The sequence below is a fragment of the Xanthobacter sp. DMC47 genome, assembly GCF_056313845.1.
Genome location: NZ_JBQUZM010000005.1, coordinates 12,079 through 28,106 on the forward strand (window position 1 = coordinate 12,079; position 16,028 = coordinate 28,106).

Annotated in this window: 17 protein-coding genes and 1 tRNA gene; 10 read left to right on the forward strand and 8 right to left on the reverse strand. The window is 68.1% G+C overall.

The genetic code is table 11. The features are described from left to right. The first annotated feature begins 35 nt into the window (after window positions 1-35). Together folP and folK are read left to right on the forward strand one after the other, a co-directional pair. Window positions 36-872, forward strand: a complete 837-nt coding sequence (folP, locus tag ACT54R_RS20270) for a dihydropteroate synthase (RefSeq protein ID WP_476329286.1) — start codon at window positions 36-38, stop codon at window positions 870-872. Then, window positions 869-1,366, forward strand: coding sequence for a 2-amino-4-hydroxy-6-hydroxymethyldihydropteridine diphosphokinase (gene folK / locus ACT54R_RS20275; RefSeq protein ID WP_476329288.1), 498 nt, complete (start codon window positions 869-871; stop codon window positions 1,364-1,366). The genes folP and folK overlap by 4 nt, the downstream gene beginning before the upstream one ends. A 64-nt stretch (window positions 1,367-1,430) precedes the next feature. Here the strand turns inward: folK and ACT54R_RS20280 are convergent, their stop codons facing one another. Then, window positions 1,431-1,637, reverse strand: a complete 207-nt coding sequence (locus ACT54R_RS20280; protein ID WP_168457651.1) for a CsbD family protein — start codon at window positions 1,635-1,637, stop codon at window positions 1,431-1,433. 93 nt (window positions 1,638-1,730) lie between these two features. On the opposite strand from ACT54R_RS20280, the gene meaB reads away from it, so the two are divergent. From meaB to ACT54R_RS20305, 5 genes are all read left to right on the forward strand, one after another. Continuing rightward, window positions 1,731-2,717, forward strand: coding sequence for a methylmalonyl Co-A mutase-associated GTPase MeaB (gene meaB, locus ACT54R_RS20285; protein WP_476329290.1), 987 nt, complete (start codon window positions 1,731-1,733; stop codon window positions 2,715-2,717). Between the two features lie 3 nt (window positions 2,718-2,720). Beyond that, window positions 2,721-3,365 (forward strand): pyroglutamyl-peptidase I, encoded by a 645-nt coding sequence (locus ACT54R_RS20290; RefSeq protein ID WP_476329292.1) that lies wholly within the window; start codon window positions 2,721-2,723, stop codon window positions 3,363-3,365. Window positions 3,366-3,433: 68 nt separating this feature from the next. Continuing rightward, window positions 3,434-4,360 carry a sulfite exporter TauE/SafE family protein gene (locus tag ACT54R_RS20295; RefSeq protein ID WP_476329294.1) on the forward strand — a complete coding sequence of 309 codons (927 nt, stop codon included), beginning with the start codon at window positions 3,434-3,436 and terminating at the stop codon, window positions 4,358-4,360. Next, complete coding sequence (locus ACT54R_RS20300) at window positions 4,357-5,172, forward strand: TIGR02186 family protein (RefSeq protein ID WP_476329296.1); 816 nt, start codon at window positions 4,357-4,359, stop codon at window positions 5,170-5,172. Before ACT54R_RS20295 ends, ACT54R_RS20300 begins: the two co-directional genes overlap by 4 nt. A 462-nt stretch (window positions 5,173-5,634) precedes the next feature. After that, on the forward strand, window positions 5,635-6,417 hold the full coding sequence (locus ACT54R_RS20305) for an enoyl-CoA hydratase-related protein (RefSeq protein ID WP_476329298.1): 783 nt from the start codon (window positions 5,635-5,637) through the stop codon (window positions 6,415-6,417). A 105-nt stretch (window positions 6,418-6,522) separates the two neighbouring features. Here the strand turns inward: ACT54R_RS20305 and ACT54R_RS20310 are convergent, their stop codons facing one another. Next, complete coding sequence (locus ACT54R_RS20310; RefSeq protein WP_476329300.1) at window positions 6,523-7,098, reverse strand: hypothetical protein; 576 nt, start codon at window positions 7,096-7,098, stop codon at window positions 6,523-6,525. A gap of 90 nt (window positions 7,099-7,188) precedes the next feature. Between ACT54R_RS20310 and ACT54R_RS20315 the strand changes: the two genes are divergently transcribed. Continuing rightward, window positions 7,189-7,263, forward strand: a tRNA-Gln gene (locus tag ACT54R_RS20315). A gap of 346 nt (window positions 7,264-7,609) precedes the next feature. On the opposite strand, the gene ACT54R_RS20320 is transcribed toward ACT54R_RS20315, so the two are convergent. Beyond that, on the reverse strand, window positions 7,610-9,274 hold the full coding sequence (locus tag ACT54R_RS20320) for an arylsulfatase (RefSeq protein WP_476329302.1): 1,665 nt from the start codon (window positions 9,272-9,274) through the stop codon (window positions 7,610-7,612). Between the two features lie 446 nt (window positions 9,275-9,720). After that, entirely contained in the window at window positions 9,721-10,737 is a 1,017-nt protein-coding gene (locus tag ACT54R_RS20325) for a zinc-binding alcohol dehydrogenase family protein (protein ID WP_476329304.1), read from the reverse strand. A 178-nt stretch (window positions 10,738-10,915) separates the two neighbouring features. On the opposite strand from ACT54R_RS20325, the gene ACT54R_RS20330 reads away from it, so the two are divergent. Both ACT54R_RS20330 and ACT54R_RS20335 read left to right on the forward strand, forming a co-directional pair. Further along, window positions 10,916-11,290 (forward strand): winged helix-turn-helix transcriptional regulator, encoded by a 375-nt coding sequence (locus ACT54R_RS20330; protein ID WP_476329306.1) that lies wholly within the window; start codon window positions 10,916-10,918, stop codon window positions 11,288-11,290. A 36-nt stretch (window positions 11,291-11,326) separates the two neighbouring features. Further along, window positions 11,327-12,331, forward strand: a complete 1,005-nt coding sequence (locus ACT54R_RS20335) for an MBL fold metallo-hydrolase (protein WP_476329308.1) — start codon at window positions 11,327-11,329, stop codon at window positions 12,329-12,331. On the opposite strand, the gene pap is transcribed toward ACT54R_RS20335, so the two are convergent. From pap to ACT54R_RS20355, 4 genes are all read right to left on the reverse strand, one after another. Then, entirely contained in the window at window positions 12,328-13,815 is a 1,488-nt protein-coding gene (gene pap, locus ACT54R_RS20340) for a polyphosphate:AMP phosphotransferase (RefSeq protein WP_476329310.1), read from the reverse strand. The two genes, ACT54R_RS20335 and pap, sit on opposite strands and share 4 nt — an antisense overlap. Before the next feature lie 43 nt (window positions 13,816-13,858). Beyond that, window positions 13,859-14,311, reverse strand: a complete 453-nt coding sequence (locus tag ACT54R_RS20345) for a MaoC family dehydratase (protein ID WP_029555753.1) — start codon at window positions 14,309-14,311, stop codon at window positions 13,859-13,861. A 121-nt stretch (window positions 14,312-14,432) separates the two neighbouring features. Then, window positions 14,433-15,383: a J domain-containing protein gene (locus tag ACT54R_RS20350; protein ID WP_168457640.1), complete on the reverse strand. Its 951-nt coding sequence runs from the start codon at window positions 15,381-15,383 to the stop codon at window positions 14,433-14,435. Window positions 15,384-15,528: 145 nt separating this feature from the next. Then, the gene (locus ACT54R_RS20355) at window positions 15,529-16,020 is read right to left on the reverse strand and encodes an RT0821/Lpp0805 family surface protein (RefSeq protein ID WP_476329313.1); all 492 of its coding nucleotides are present in this window, start codon (window positions 16,018-16,020) and stop codon (window positions 15,529-15,531) included. Between the last annotated feature and the right edge of the window lie 8 nt (window positions 16,021-16,028).

A 16,028-nucleotide genomic window follows, 5' to 3' on the forward strand; every position in this document is an offset into this window, starting at 1 on the left:
GGGCTTGAGTGGGCGCCTCTCATCTGGTCCCCATCATGCCCGCTGCTCCGTCCCGTACCCTCCTCGCGCGCGATCACACCCTCCACCTGGGGCCGCGCACCCTCATCATGGGCATCCTCAATGTGACGCCCGATTCCTTCTCGGACGGCGGCCGCAGCGCCGCGCCGGAGGATGCGCTTGCTAATGCCCGGCGCCTCGTCGCCGAAGGCGCCGAAATCCTCGACGTGGGCGGCGAATCGACGCGCCCGGGCCATACGCCGGTGGCCGCGGAAGACGAATGGGCCCGCATCGCCCCTGTCATTCCCGCCCTTGTGGCGGAGATGGGCGTGCCGGTCTCGGTGGATACCTACAAGGCCGAGGTGGCCCGCCGCGCCCTGGAAGCAGGGGCGAGCATCGTCAACGAAGTGTGGGGCTTCACCCGCGATCCCGACATGGCCAAGGTGGTGGCCGATCACGACGCCGCGGCGGTGGTGATGCACAATCGCGACGAGGTGGATGAGACCCTCGATATCGTCTCGGAGATGCTGGGCTTCTTCGAGCGGGTGCTGGAGATCGCCGACCGCGCGGGCGTGAAGCGCGAGAAGCTCGTGCTCGATCCCGGCATCGGTTTCGGCAAGAGCTTCACGCAGAACCTCGCCGCCATCCGGCGCCTGCCGGAGCTGCGGGTGCTCGGCCTGCCGATCCTCCTCGGCACCTCGCGCAAGTCGCTGATCGGCAAGGTGATCCAGACGACGCCGCAGGAGCGGGTGCCGGGCACCATCGCCTCCAACGTCGTCGCCATCATGGATGGGGTGGAGATCATCCGGGTCCACGACGTGGCGGCCCATGTGCAGGCCGCGCGCGTCGCCGAGGCAATCCGGGACGCATCATGACGATTGCCTATCTTTGCCTCGGCTCCAATGTCGGCGATCGCGAAAAGACCATGGCGCAGGCGCTCGCCACCCTGTGCCGCGCCGGCCTCACCCTCCGCCGCAGTTCCTCATATTACGAGACACCGCCCTGGGGGCCGGTGCCGCAGGGGCCTTATCTGAACCAGGTGGTGGAGGTGGACAGCCCCATCGGGGCGAGAAGCCTGCTCGCGCTGGGGCTGGAGGTGGAACGCATGCTGGGGCGCGACCGCCCCAACGAGGTGCGCTTCGGCCCGCGCCGCATCGACATCGACATTCTGCTGTTCGGAGATGAGACCGTGCGGGAGGAGGATCTGGAAATCCCCCACCCCCGCCTCATGGAACGCGCCTTCGCGCTCGTGCCGCTGACCGAGATCGCACCCGACATCGTGGTGGGCGGCGTGCGTGCAGCGGAGGCTCTGGCGAAGCTGGACCAGAGCGGCATCACCCGCCAGCCAGAAAACGCGTCCAACACATGAAAATGCCCCGCGCCGAAAGACGCGGGGCCGGCGCGCGAGGCCCGTCCTTGCAGGAGCGTTCGGCTCACATGGTCCGGATGTTGGTGGACCAGGTATCGACCTGGCGCTTCACCTCGTCCTTCGCATAGCCGTAGCGTTCCTGCAGCTTGCCTTCGAGAACCTCGCGGTTCCCGTTGATCTCGGTGAGGTCGTCGTCGGTCAGCTTGCCCCACTGGGCCTTCAGATTGCCCGTGAACTGCTTCCAGTTGCCTTCGATGCGATCCCAATTCATCGGCTCGTCCTCCGTAGTGAGTGGAAAGATGCGACAAGAACGTTCACGCTTGAGCAGGAGTTCCGCTAAGTTTTGCGTAACGGGGGAGGATCGATGACGGCCGCGGTACATGACGACGAGAAGCTTGCCGCAGGCGTCGCGAGGGGGGAGAGGGCAGCGCTGGCCCGGGCCATCACCCTTGTGGAATCCCGCCGCTCGGATCATCGCCGCCGCGCCCAGACGCTGCTCCAGTCGCTGCTGCCGAGAACCGGCAACGCCTATCGCATCGGCATCACCGGCGTGCCGGGGGTGGGCAAGTCCACCACCATCGACGCGCTGGGCACCTACCTGACGGGGCTCGGCCACAAGGTCGCGGTGCTGGCGGTGGACCCTTCCTCCACCCGCACCGGCGGTTCCATCCTCGGCGACAAGACGCGCATGGCCCGCCTGTCGGTGGATCCCGCCGCCTTCATCCGCCCCTCCCCGTCCGGCGGCACGCTGGGCGGCATCGCCGCCAAGACGCGCGAGACCATGCTCCTGTGCGAGGCTGCCGGCTTCGAAGTGGTGCTGGTGGAGACGGTGGGCGTCGGCCAGTCGGAGACGGCGGTGGCCGATCTCACCGACACCTTCCTCGTGCTCATGCTGCCCGGCGCGGGCGACGAGTTGCAGGGCATCAAGAAGGGCGTGCTGGAACTGGCGGACATCGTCGCCGTCAACAAGGCCGACGGCGACAACATCAACCGCGCCCGCGCCGCTGCCGGCGAATACCGGGCCGCGCTGCACCTCCTCGGCGCACGGGAGGCCCACTGGTCGCCGCCCGTGCTCACCTATTCCGCGCTGACCGGCGATGGCATTGCGGGCGTGTGGGAACAGGTCATCCTGCACCGGCAGAAATGCGAAGCGGCCGGCACCTTCGCCACCACCCGCCGCGCCCAGCAGGTGCGCTGGATGTGGACCCTGCTGAACGAGCGCCTCGCGGAAAAGGTCGCCCACGACCCCGGCGTCAAGGCGCGGCTGCCGGCGCTGGAGCGGGAAGTCGCCGAGGGCGCCCTCTCCCCCGCCCTTGCGGCGGCCGAGATCGCCGGGCTCATCGGGCTTTAGGCGATGGACCGGCCACTGCGCATCCTCGTCTGCGCTTTCGGCCCGTTTCCGGGTGTGCCGGTGAACCCCTCGCAACAGCTCGCGGCCGATCTCCTCCGCCTGCGCCGTCCGGCCCTTCACGGCATGGAGATCGCGCTGGACATCCTGCCCACCCGATGGGATGCGCTGGCGCAGCTCGATGCCCGCCTTGATGCGTTCGATCCGGACGCCGTGCTGCTCGTCGGCGTTGCGGCGCGCCGCCGCCGCGTGTCCATCGAGATGCTGGCCGCCAACGCCGCGCGCGCCGCCCCCGATGCGGCCCGGCGCCATCCTCCCGGTCATCGCCTCGTTGCCGGAGGGCCGCCTTTGCTGCGATCGCACGTCCCGGCCAGTCCGCTGGCCCACGCCCTGCGCCGGGCCGGCATCGCCGCCGTGCCCTCCCGGGATGCCGGGCGATATCTCTGCAATGCCAGCTATTTCCATGCCCTCGCCTGGGCGACGCGGCAGAGCGGACGCCCGCGGTCAGTGCTGTTCGTCCACCTGCCGCGGCGCGAGGGCCGGCCGGCCGGAGTCTCGCGCCTGCGGATGGGGCAAGGCATGTCCCACATCCTCCTTGCCCTCGCCGCCGACGCGCGTCGTCCGGCCGATGCCTCTAAGTCGATGGGATAGCTACAGCTTTCGCCTTCGGATACGAACCGCTATAGGCTCGCCCATCCCCACGTACCGAAAGCCGGCCCGTGACGATCTACCTGCCCATCGCCGAGCTGCCCGTCGCCGTCTTCACGATCCTCGCGATGGGCCTTGCGGTGGGCTTCATCTCGGGCATGTTCGGCGTGGGCGGCGGCTTCCTGATGACGCCGCTGCTCATCTTCACCGGCGTCCCTCCGGCGGTCGCCGTGGCCAGCGTCTCGCCCTACATGGCGGCCTCGTCCCTGTCCGGTGCCCTGTCCTATTGGCGCAAGGGCATGGTGGATGGGACGCTCGCGTGGGTGCTGCTCTCCGGCGGCTTGGTCGGCACTCTCTCCGGCGTCCTGCTCTTCCTCTGGCTGCGCTCCATCGGGCAGGTGGACCTCGCCATCCGCCTCTCCTACATGCTGCTGCTCGGCGCCATCGGCTCCCTGATGCTGGTGGAGAGCGTGCGTGCCATCCTGCGGGAACGCTCCGGCGCCCCCCGCCCGGTGCGCCGCCCCGGCACCCGGCCCCTCTTCATGCGGCTGCCGCTGAAGATGCGCTTCCGCCGCTCGCGCATCTACATCTCGGCCCTGCCGGTCATCGCCATCGGCTATGTCATCGGCCTGCTCGGCGCGGTGCTGGGCGTCGGCGGCGGCTTCATCCTCGTGCCGGCGCTGATCTATCTGCTCAGGGTGCCGACCCAGACCTCGGTCGGCACCTCTCTTGTGCTCACCCTCGTCACCATGGCGGCCGCAACCGTGCTGCACGCCGTGGCCAACGGCACCGTGGATGCCGTGCTGGCGCTGGTGATGATGATCGGCGGCACCGTCGGCGCCCAGTTCGGCGCCCGAACGGGGCAGACGCTGAAAGCGGAAAACCTGCGGCTCCTCCTTGGCCTGCTGGTGCTGTCGGTAGCCGTGCGTGTCGGTGCCGAGCTGGTGACGGCGCCGGGCGATACATTCGCCGTCACCATGGTGGAGACGGTGCGATGAGCACCGTCCGCCCCCGGGCCGGAGCGCGACCCTCTCCGCTCCCTCGGCTCGTCATCCTTACGCTTGCGCTGCTGGCGAGCCTCACCGCCGCTCCGGCCCGCGCCGACCGGCTGGTGTTGTCGGTCTCGCAGCAGGAGGTGAGCATCTCCTCCAGCTTCACCGGCGCCGAGCTTGTCGTGTTCGGCGTGGCCGAGGCCACCGATGGGGCACCGATCGACGACACACCGGACGTGGTCGTGACCGTGCGCGGTCCGCGGGAGGATTTCACCACCTGGAGAAAGGCCCAGGTGCTCGGCCTGTGGATCAATACGGACAGCCGGACCTTCATCGGCGTGCCGGCCTTCCTCGCCGTCCTGTCCAACCGGCCCACCGATGAGATGGCGAGCCTCGCCACCCTGCGGCGAGAACAGATCGGCCTTGCCCGCAACATCTTCGTCCAGCGGGTGGGCGGTGATTTTGCCGACGTGGTGCCCACCGACCCGTTCCGCGCCGCTTTTCTCCGGCTGCAATCGGCGCAGGGGCTTTATGAGGAGAGGCCCGCAGGCGTCACCTTCCTCGCCCCGCGCGTGTTCCGGGCCGAGGTCCGCATTCCGGGCGCAGCGCCCATCGGGCAGTACCAGATCGAGGTCAAGCTCGTCCGTAACGGGCTGATTTCCGCTACGGAACAGGCCAGCTTCGACGTGCGGAAGATCGGCTTCGAGCAACGCGTAGCAGAGTTCGCCCTCAACGATGCGTTGCTATATGGACTGGCCGTTGCCCTAGGCAGTCTGATTGTCGGCTTCATCGCCAACATATTGTTCCGCAAGGAATGAGATGAGCAGAGAGGGCATCCGATGCGCTTCGGGATGCAACCCGCATCAAGATCAACAGACGGATGCGAGTACCAACGTCAAAAATCACGACTATTCGGACATTTTTTCCTTGAATCTGCTTTGATCCGCGTCCACACAGGGGCAACGGTCGATTAAATTAATATATTACCTTCCAAAGGGCATTTGCGGTTCCTAAGCGCAGCCCGGCGGGCCTCCTTCGGGTGCCAAGCCCTGACCGGCGCCCGTAGGGGACGGGGTGGCGCCCAGCGCGCCGCCCCGGAACCCCTTACCGTTCAGCGCATCCCGCCAACGCTGCGGCGGTCCCCTCCCCGGATCGCGCCCAGCCCGACGACGTTGCAATCGGATCGACCCGTGCTCTAGGAACGTCTCATCCACCGGCGATCGCCGGAAGGTGAGGAGCCGCGCCCCGGAAGGAGCGTCGGCGGGAGCAGGGAGACGACCTTGGCCGGTAGCATCGCCATCACCGTCGAGGGCGGCATCGCACGCCTCGCGCTGACCAATCCGGAGCGCCGCAACGCCATCTCCAGCACCATGTGGCGTGCGCTCTCCGCCTTTGCCCAGGAGGCCGGCCGACGCACCGATATCCGCGTCGCCGTGCTCAAGGGGGCCGGCGATCTCGCCTTCTCCGGTGGTGCGGACATCTCCGATTTCGACAGCGCCCGCTCGGACGCCTCCGGCGCGCAGAGCTATGACGATCTGGTTGAGCAGGCCTGCTCCGCCATCGAAAACCTTGCCTTCCCGTCCGTCGCCCTCATCCGCGGGGCCTGCGTGGGCGCGGGTGCCGCGCTGGCGGCGAGCTGTGACATGCGCATCGCCGCCGATGATGCCTTCTTCGCGATTCCCGCCGCGCGCCTGGGCCTCGGCTACGATCCGCGCGGCCTCGGACGGGTGTTGCGCGCTTTCGGCAGCCAGGGGGCGCGGCAATTGTTCTTCACCGCCGATCGCCTTCCCGCCGAGCGGGCGTACGGGATCGGCGCGGTCGATCTCATCGCTCCGCCGGCCGAGGTGGAGGCGCTGGCCGAGCGCACGCTCCACCGCATTGCCGAGAACGCGCCGCTGACCCTCAAGGCCGCGAAGCTCGCCATCCGGGCGGCGGAGAGCGGCAGCCAGCCCCTGACCGGCGACGCGAAGCGCGCCACCGCCCTCGCCAACGCCAGCGCCGATTATCGCGAGGGTCGCCTCGCCTTCGCCGAGAAGCGAGCGCCGCGGTTCACCGGCAGCTGACCTAACAAGCGAGCACACCGGCCGGCGCGCGAGAGCCGGTCGGTGTGGTACATGGAGCGGCGCTGACCGGGATCGCTCAGGCGGGACACGCCCGGGCCTGCTTGGTCATTTTCCCTGGGCCTTGAGGCGCGTATTGCACGCGCTCCAGTATTTCGGCCAGGTCTGGCCGGCGGGAATCTTCCCGGCGGCCTTCGCCGCACGCCATTCGGCGCCGCAGGCCTCCTGACGCTGATGCTGCGCCGTCTTCGCAGGTGAGGGCTGCGCGCCCGGCTTGGCTGCCGTCCCGGCTCCCGTGGCGGCGGGAGCGGTCGCCGCCGGCTTGACCGGCGTTGCGGCCGCAGGCGCAGTCGTCGCAGGTGCAGTGGCGGGCGCCGTCGTGGCGGGTGTGGTGGTCGCCGCGGGCGCGGCGGGCTTGGTCGTGGTTGGGGCCGTGGTGCTCTGGGCAAAGGCAGGCACGGCGAAGGCGGCAGCGAACGTCAAGGCGAGGATGGCAGTACGTGCACGCATGGTGCAGGCCTCCAAAGGGGCCGCGCGAAGCGGCGCGGCACACGGTCCGGTTCCGGACGCACGGTCAGCACGCCACGCGACCACGGCGAAATCGCGGCGCAAATGATTGATGACGCGACGGAATTTAAGCCCTCCGCACAGCTTTCGGCGGACCCGTGCGCCGGGCGGATCCATCCCTTCGATCCACCCCGCCGCCCGCGGCCGGCATTCACACGCCGGTCCGTGGACATGCGCGCCCCACGCCTATATGGTCCGCCGCCGCGTTGGGGCGTAGCCAAGTGGTAAGGCAGGGGATTTTGATTCCCCCATTCCCTGGTTCGAATCCAGGCGCCCCAGCCACTTTCCAATTCCACGAACCCTCGAACGCCTACGAAGGGCGAAGCTCCGCCTTTGCCCCCACTCCAGCGCAATTCACGCAAAACGCTCGGCATAGCGGCCGCGTGCTCGGGAGGCTGAGCGCATGGCAAACGCCGCGAGTGGCAGAGATCAGGCGGGCGCTGCACGTCGGGAGGAAGGGGGGCGCGGACCGCCCGCCCAGCGCACAGGCGCCATGCGGGTCCCGCCCGATCGCGAGCTCGTTTCACCCCGGCCGAGCAACAGGCGGGCATGCGTGCCGGCCAAGCACCCTTCCCCTCCCTGAAAAGCCACGCTCTCCTTCCGCATCGCTGAACAACTGACGCCGAATTCAATTGCCCGTAGGAAGGGGGATCTTGACACCCTCGCCGGCGAGTTGCTCGCGCACCCACTGGAAATTCTCGTATCTCGAGATCTCGACCGGTCCCGCGTAGCTCTGGCTCTGCATCTTGCGGGGCGGGTACTGAATGTACGTCGCCATGAGCTCCTTGATCGCCGCGCTGATCGTCACCAGCGTCCAGGTGCGCTCGGTGTAGTTGTTCATGAAGATGTCGTAGCGCTCCTGCGGGTCCTGCCAGAGGTCGAAGACCTGCGGGACTGTGGCGACGTACTTCTCCGCGCCCTTCCAACCGAGATTCGTGTCGACGGCGAGACCGCCCGTCGTGGCGCCTCCGTCGCCACGCAGGTTGAACACCGCCTTGTAGTTGCCGACGCGGGCGGCGCCGGGCGTCAGCTCGTTCTCGGTGAAATAGAACCAGTTCTTGCGGGCGGACTTCCCCGTGCCGAGCAGGATGGGGCTCATGTCATAGCTGTCGAAGATGATGGGCTGGCCCTCGCGGTCCTTCTCCGGAAGCTTGAGGCCGGCCACGCTGGCGAAGGTCGCCATCAAATCAAGGCCGCCCACGATGTCGTGGTTCTTGGCCTGCGGCTTGATCTTGCCGGGCCAGACCGCAATGGCGGGCACACGGTTGCCGCCTTCCCGCACCGTCCCCTTGGTCCCGCGGAAGGGGGTGTAGCCTGCATCAGGGTAGACATCCTGCCAGGCACCGTTGTCGGTTGTGTAGAAGATGAGCGTATTCTTGTCGAGGCCGGCAGCCTTCAGCTTGTCGACGATGCGCCCGATGCGCGTATCGAGCTCGACGACGCTGTCAGCATACTTCGTTTTCGACATCGACTTATGCTCGAATTCGGGCGCTGGCAGATTTGGCTGGTGCACCTTCATGAAATTGACGTTGATGAAGAAGGGTGTGTTTGGCGTCTTCGCGGCATCGTCAATGAAGTCCAGCGCGGCCTTCTCCACGTAGCCGTCGAAGAAGGGGATACCGACCACCCCCTCCTTGCCGTCAACCACGGGTGTGTTGACGTACTGCCCGTTGATCTTGAACTCCTCGACGGGTTTCTCGCCGGCTTTGCCGGAAAGCGCGCCTTTGGTGACCCGGTTGAACATGGCGCGCAGCTCCGGGTCCATGTCGGGGAACCAAGTGGGGTCGCCGTAGGTGTAGGCGTTGAGGTGGTACAGCCCGGCATATTTCATGACGTCGTAGCCCTGGGCGTTGGGCAGCGCATAGTCCGCCTCACCGAGGTGCCATTTACCGGTGAAGTAAGTCTTGTACCCGCCCTGCTTGAGTACTGATGCGACGGTCCACTCCGCCGCCGGCAGGCCGCCGCCATCGCCCTGGAAGGAAACCGTCGTCATGCCGCTGCGATTGGGAATTCGGCCCGTCTGCATTGCGGCGCGGCCAGGCGTGCAGCTCGGCTGGGCGTAGAACGAGAAAAACGTCATCCCGTTCTCGGCCAATTCGTCGATGTGGGGCGTCGGCATGCCGCGTCCCTCGCCGCCTCCGTAGGGGCCGAGGTCGCCATAGCCCGTGTCGTCCGACACGATGAGAAGGATGTTCGGCTTGCTCGGAGCCTGAGCTTGAACCGCAGAGCTGATGCCCAAGGCGAGGAGCCCTGCGGCAAACGAGGCTGGAAGCCTGGCGTGAATCCGGTCCATTGGCTTTCCCATTCTTGAAGCGGTCGGCGCTCGCTTGGAAATGGCAATGCGGAAATGGGTACGCTGCCGCAGCTGTAACGTGTCTAAAGCTTAGCTATTGGTCAAATGAAATGGCCGTGTTTTCGTTGGTCACTCACCTGCTTTCCTCTCCTCCGGCCATGATATCGCGCCTGCCAGTTGCCCAGCACCTCCACTGTTGCGCATGGCCGCGCCCCTTTGAACTTGCGTATCGGCGGTATCCGGCCACGCTTTCCTGCTAAAGCTCGGTGCGGCGGAGCGCTTTTCAGTCGTTCGACCTTCGCCCGACTCCCATCGACACGCCGGCGCCCCGGCTGAACGTCAGCGCAGTCACGGCGCCGCCTGCGTCGCACCCGGCATCAGGCTGTGGCGGGGCTCTCAGGGGCACGCCCGCGCCGGGCGAACCGGCGCGGGGTGCTCTCGGGAGCTTATTCCCAGCCTTCCAGCACGATCTTGCCGATGGACCGCCCGCTCTCCAGCGCGAGGTGAGCGCGCCGGAGGTTGTCCGGGGTGATGGGGCCGAATTGGGCGCCGAGGGTGGTGCGCAGGAGACCTTCGTCCACCAGTCCCGCGACCTCGGAGAGGATGCGGTGCTGGGCGTCCATGTCCGGGGTCTCGAACATGGAGCGGGTGAACATGGATTCCCACGCCAGCGCGCCGCTCTTGGGCTTCAGGAGGGTGGCGTCGAGGGCGGCAGGATCGTCGATGACGCAGATGGCGCCCTGCGGCACCAGCGCCTCGACCAGCTGCGGCCAATGCTGGTGCGTGCCAGTGATGCTGAAGATGCGATGCACGCCGCCAAGGCCGAGCGCCTTCAATTCACCAGCGAGGGGCTTGGTATGGTCGATCACATGGTCGGCGCCCAGGTCCTTCACCCAGGCGACGCTCTCCGGCCGGGAGGCGGTGCCGACGATGGTGGCGGAGGCGAGCCGATGCGCCAGCTGCACCGCCATGGAGCCGACGCCGCCCGCCGCCCCGACGATCAGCAGCACCGTCTTGTCGTCGGCGACGCCACGCGGCAGGCGGAGGCGGTCGAACAGGCTCTCATAGGCCGTGAGCGCCGTGAGCGGCAGGGCCGCGGCCTCTGCGAAGGACAGCGTCCTGGGCTTGCGCGCCGCGATGCGGGCATCCACGAGATGAAGCTCGGCGTTGGTGCCCGGCCGGGTGATGGCGCCGGCATAATAGACCTCATCCCCGACGCAGAACGCCCCGGCCTCGGCGCCCACCGCCTCGACCACGCCGGCCGCATCCCAGCCGAGGATCACTGGCGCCTCGGCGGTGCCCTGGCGGCGCATGCGCACCTTGGTGTCCACCGGATTGACCGAAATGGCCTTCACCCGCACCAGCAGGTCGCGCGGACCCGGCACGGGGTCCGGCGCCTCGAAGGCGAACAGGGCGTCCGCGCTGTCGGCGGGCAGGGAGGCGACGTAACCGATGGCCTTCATGACGATCTCTCTCGAAGCAGGCGCGGAGCGCGCCGTCGCTGCCTAATCTCGATCGTCCCGCGCCCTGCGCAAGACGGCACAATCGCGTGGGGTGGTATCAGGATTGATACGCCGAGTGGCGCGTGTGCGCGGCGTCCGCCATACTTCCCAGCCGCGACAGCGGGTGGAGGACAGAGCATTGGCACGGCGCCATATGACTTATCCGGGCACGGGATGCCCGGTCGAAGCAGCGCTGGCGCTGATCGGCGCCAAGTGGAAGGGCGCGACACTCCATCACCTCATGGAGGGAGAGCAGCGTTTCTCCGAGCTGCGCCGGCGCATGCCCAACGTCACCCAGCGCATCCTCTCAAAGGCGCTGCGCGAGCTGGAGGCGGACGGGCTGGTGTTGCGCCGGGTCTATCCCACCGTCCCGCCGCAGGTCGGCTACCGCCTCACGCAGAAGGGCGAGGCCTTGCGGGGGGCCGTGGAGGCACTGGCGGATTTCGGGCGCGGCCACCTCCAGGGCGCGGCCTGCCCGTTCCCCCACGCAGAGCACGCAATGGCCGCCGAATAGCGCGCGAGCACAGATTATTTCGGCTAGAGTCGGGCCATGCCCCGTCCGTATCATCATGGCCCCGCCTCGGATCATTTCGATGGCACGCGCTTCTTCAATCCCGATCATCCCTCCACCGACAAGAGCCTGAAGGACCTGCTCGCGTGGCGCCGGGCCAAGCGCGGACAGGATCCGGCACCTGTCGGCTGGCCGGCCGCGCCGCCGCTCCCCGCACGGGAAGAGACGCCGCCGGCGCGCGTGGCGGCCGGCATCCGCATCACCATGGTCGGGCACGCCAGCGTCCTGATCCAGGTGGCGGGGCTGAACATCCTCACCGATCCGGTCTGGTCGGAACGGGCCGGTCCGCTCCGGTTTCTCGGGCCGAAGCGGCACAATCCGCCCGGCATCGCCTTCGCGGACCTCCCGCCCATCGACTGGGTGCTGCTCAGCCACAACCATTACGACCACATGGATATTGCGACGCTCCGTCGCCTCCAGCGCGCCCATCGCCCGCGGGTGCTGACGCCGCTCGGCAACGACAAGATCCTGCGCCCGCAGCTCAAGGCCCTCGACATCACCACCGGCGACTGGGGCGCGCGCTTCGATCTCGGCGCAGGGGTGGAGGCGATCCTGCACCCCGCCAACCACTGGTCGGCGCGCGGCATAAGGGACCGGCGGTTTGCCTTGTGGGCGGGCTTCGTGCTAGCGACGCCGCAGGGGCTGATCTATTTCGCCGGCGATACCGGATACGGCACCGGCGCCATCTTCCGGGCGGTCGCCCGCGACTTCGGCGCGCCGCGGGTGGCGCTGATCCCCATCGGCGCCTATGAGCCGCGCTGGTTCATGGCCCCGCAGCACACCAATCCCGAGGAAGCCGTGCGCATCCTGGAGGACACCGGTGCCACCCAGGGCCTCGGCATCCACTGGGGCACGTTCCGCCTCACCGACGAGGGGCAGGATGCGCCCAAGCGCGCGCTCGGCGAGGCACTCGACGCCGCCGGCATGGCGCGACACCGTTTCCTGCCGCTTCATCCGGGGCAGGTGTGGGAGGTCCCCAGCTAACCGATGGCCTCCTCCAGCCGGTCGGCGATGGTCTTCAGCACCTTCACCCGGCCGTAGCGCTTGTCCTCCGATTCCACGAGGGTCCAGGGGGCGAAGCGGGTGGAGGTGCGGTCCACCATTTCGGTCACCGCCGCCTCGTAGAGGGGCCATTTCTCCCGGTTGCGCCAGTCCTCCGGGGTGAGCTTGAAGCGCTTGTAGGCGACCGTCTCGCGCTCCTCGAAGCGGCGGGCCTGCTCCTCCTGGCTGATGGCGAGCCAGAACTTCACCACCACATAGTTGGCGGCCGAGAGCTGGGCCTCGAAATCGTTGATCTCGCCATAGGCCCGGCCCCAGTCGTCGGGACCGCACAGACCCTCCACCCGCTCCACCAGCACGCGGCCGTACCAGGACCGGTCGAAGATCACGGTGCGCCCGTGGGCCGGGATGTGCCGCCAGAAACGCCAGAGATAGGGCCGCGCCCGCTCCTCGTCGGTGGGTGCCGCGATGGGGTGCACGCGGAAGCGCCGCGGATCGAGCGCCCGCCGCAGCCGCATGATGGTGGAACTCTTGCCCGCCGCATCCGACCCCTCGAACGCCACCACCAGCCCCGCATCGGCGAAGCGCGGGGAATTGGTGAGGCGGGTGATGCGGCTCTGCTCCTGCGCGAGCTGGCGGTCGTAATCGTCTTCGTCGAGGGATTTGGAGAGGTCGAGGGTGGAAAGGATGGAGAAGGTCGGCAGCGCCGACGGCAGCCGTGTCGGGTTTGGCGCGAGCGGCTGGGGCGCCGGCTCGGGCTCGGAGACCATGGACCTGAGCTTCTCCAGGAGCAGGCTGCCGGCCATGGCGTCGCGATATTCCTCGTCGGCGGCCGGCACCACGTGCCAGGGCGATGTCTCGGTGGAGGTGGCGCGGGCGGCATCCTCGGAGATGGCGAGCAGCCGCTTGCGCGGGCCGGAGCCTTTCAGCTCCGCCCACTCCCGCACCACGGGGCGCTGCCAGTCGCCCTTGGTGACACCCTTGAGGCGGGTACGGGCCTCATCCTCGTCCAGATAGAGCCAGATCTTGAGCAGGCTCACGCCCTCGGCATGGAGCATCCCCTCGAAGCGCTGGATCTCCTCCAGCGCCGCCATGAAGTCGCCGCGCTTCATCTCGTCCAGCGCCCGCTTGCACAGGGGCGCGTGGTACCAGGAGCCGAGCATGATGCCGATCTGGCCGAAGGGCGGCAGTTCGCGCCAGTATTTCCACATGGCCGGACGATCTTCCGGCGCGCAGGGCATGTCGAAGGTGAGCGTCTGCAGCTTGCGCACGTCGAGCCAGCCGTAGAGGCGGTTCAGCACCGCGCCCTTGCCGGCGCCGTCCGGGCCATGGATGAGGACGATGAGGCTGCGGCGCTTCTGCTCGATCAGCTGGAACTGCGCGGTGAGCAAATCCTCGCGCAGGCTGGGCTCCATCGCCTTGAAGGCGGCCTTGTCGAGATGGTGCGCGAACGTCGCGGATTCGAACATGCCGCCTCTCCTCCTGCCGGGGGGAGGCAGCGTGTACGAGCCGTCAGGCGGATGCAACCTTCTGGGTGGCGGCGGACGGCACCTTCACCCACGCCTCGCCATCCAGCACCACTTCGCCCTTCACCGTGCAGATGCAGGAGAGGCGGGCGCGGAAGCGCTCGGGGATCAGTTCCACCACGCGCACTTCCACCTCCACCGTGTCGTCGATGCGCACGGGAGCCCGGAAGTTCAGCGTCTGGGAGATGTAGACCGCGCCCGGCCCCGGAAGGCGCGTGCCGAGCACGGCGGAGATCAGGCTCGCCGTGTAGAGGCCATGGGCGATGCGGCCGCCGAAGGGCGTGCGCGCCGCGAAATGCTGGGACAGATGGATGGGATTGCGATCGCCGGTGAGTTCGGCGAAGCCAACGATGTCCGAGGAGGAGACCGTCTTCGACATGCGCTCGATGCGCCCGACCGTCAGGTCTTCAAAAAAGAGGTTCTGCAATTCGAGGAACATGGGCGCGCTTCCGTTATGCTTGTCGGGGCGCGCACTCTAGAAGCCAGCCGCACGGCTGGAAAGTCGGCCGAAATGGTAAGCCGGAACGTCGCAGGGGCGGCGGATCAGGGCAGAGGCGGCGTCAGGCCGCCTCCCCCTTGAGCTTGCGCATCAGCTCTTCCAGCTCCGCGTTCTTGTCCGCCGGCAGCACCACATTCACCCGCGCCAGGAGGTCGCCGTGACCGCCGGTGGCGTTGGGCAGGCCCTTGCCGCGCAGGCGGAACGTACGCCCGCCGGAAGTCCAGGCCGGAATGGCGAGTTCCACCGCGCCGGTCAGCGTCGGCACCCGCACCTTGGCCCCGAGCACCGCATCGGCGAGCGGCACGTCGATCGCCTGCCGCAGGTCGTCGCCATCGCGCTCGAACACCGGATGCGTGGCGTAGGAGATGGTCACATAGGCATCGCCCGCTGGCCCGCCCATGGGGCTCGGCTCGCCCTGCCCCTTGAGGCGCATGCGATGCCCCTCGCGGGTGCCGGGCGCGATCTTGATGTCGATCTGCTTGCCGTTGGGCAGGCCGACACGCTTCGACGCCCCCTGCGTCGCCTCCTCGAAGGAGACGGGGAGCGTGATCTCCATGTCGGCGCCCGGCTGGGGCGCGAAGCCGCCACCGGCAGACCGGCGCTGCCGACCGAAGCCGAAGATGTCGCCGATATCCTCGAACCCGCCGCCGCCACCACGGGAGGTGCGCCGCGCCCCCTCGGGACCGAAGGAGAAGCTCTCGAAAATCGTATCGCCGTCGAAGCCGGAGAAGCCGCCCGGCCCGCGCCGGGGCCCGCCGCCGCCGAAGCCAGAAAACTCTGGCGCGCGCGGCTTGCCCTCCGCGTCGATCTCGCCGCGGTCGAACTGGCCCCGCTTCTCCTTGTCGGAGAGAATCTCGTGCGCCGTGTTCAGCTCGGCGAAGCGGTCCTGGGCCTTGGGATCGGACGCGTTGGCATCCGGGTGGAGCTTCTTCGCGAGCTTGCGATAGGCGCGCTTGATCTCTGCCTCGTCGGCGGTCTTGGAAACACCGAGGACGTCGTAGGGATCACGCATGAATAGTCACCTCTGCGGCCGGCACTCAGGCGGCCAGCCGCACGGAACATGTGGTTCGCGGTGCAAAAAATGCAACGGCACCGCTCAAACGGCCTGCGCTTTTGTGCGCCATGCCCCTTTTGCGTGGCTTGCACCGGAATGCGGCTCAGGCTCGTCCGAGCAGGCGGACCTGGTTGAGCACGGTGCCGCTGCGGCTCTTGCACGCCTCGCCCTGCACCCAGCGATCGGCGGACTTGCCGTCCACCAGCGAGATCATGAAGGCGCGGCAGCCGGCTTGGGTCGGGCCGACCGGAGTCGCCGTGCCCCGCGCGCCGGTCTCCGGATTGTCCCACGGCACCGACACATCGCCGTCTCGGGCGGCGAGCGCCTGGTCGAGAGCGAGCTTGGCCTGCGTCCAGTCGCCGGCGGTGATTCCCTTGGGCGCCGGGCCTTCCGGCACCTGCAGGGAGGCCGGCGTCGCCTTGATCGAGCCGGTGACGAGCGAATCGTCGTCGTGAAAGGGCGAACTGGCGCAACCGGCCAGAGACGCGGCCAGAAGACACGTGCCCGCGACGGCACCGAGCCCTTCGCGCCGGCGCACGACGCTTCTATATAGAACCATGAAGCCGCCCAGAGAGGCGCGCGAACGATCAGGCACGAGGGGCT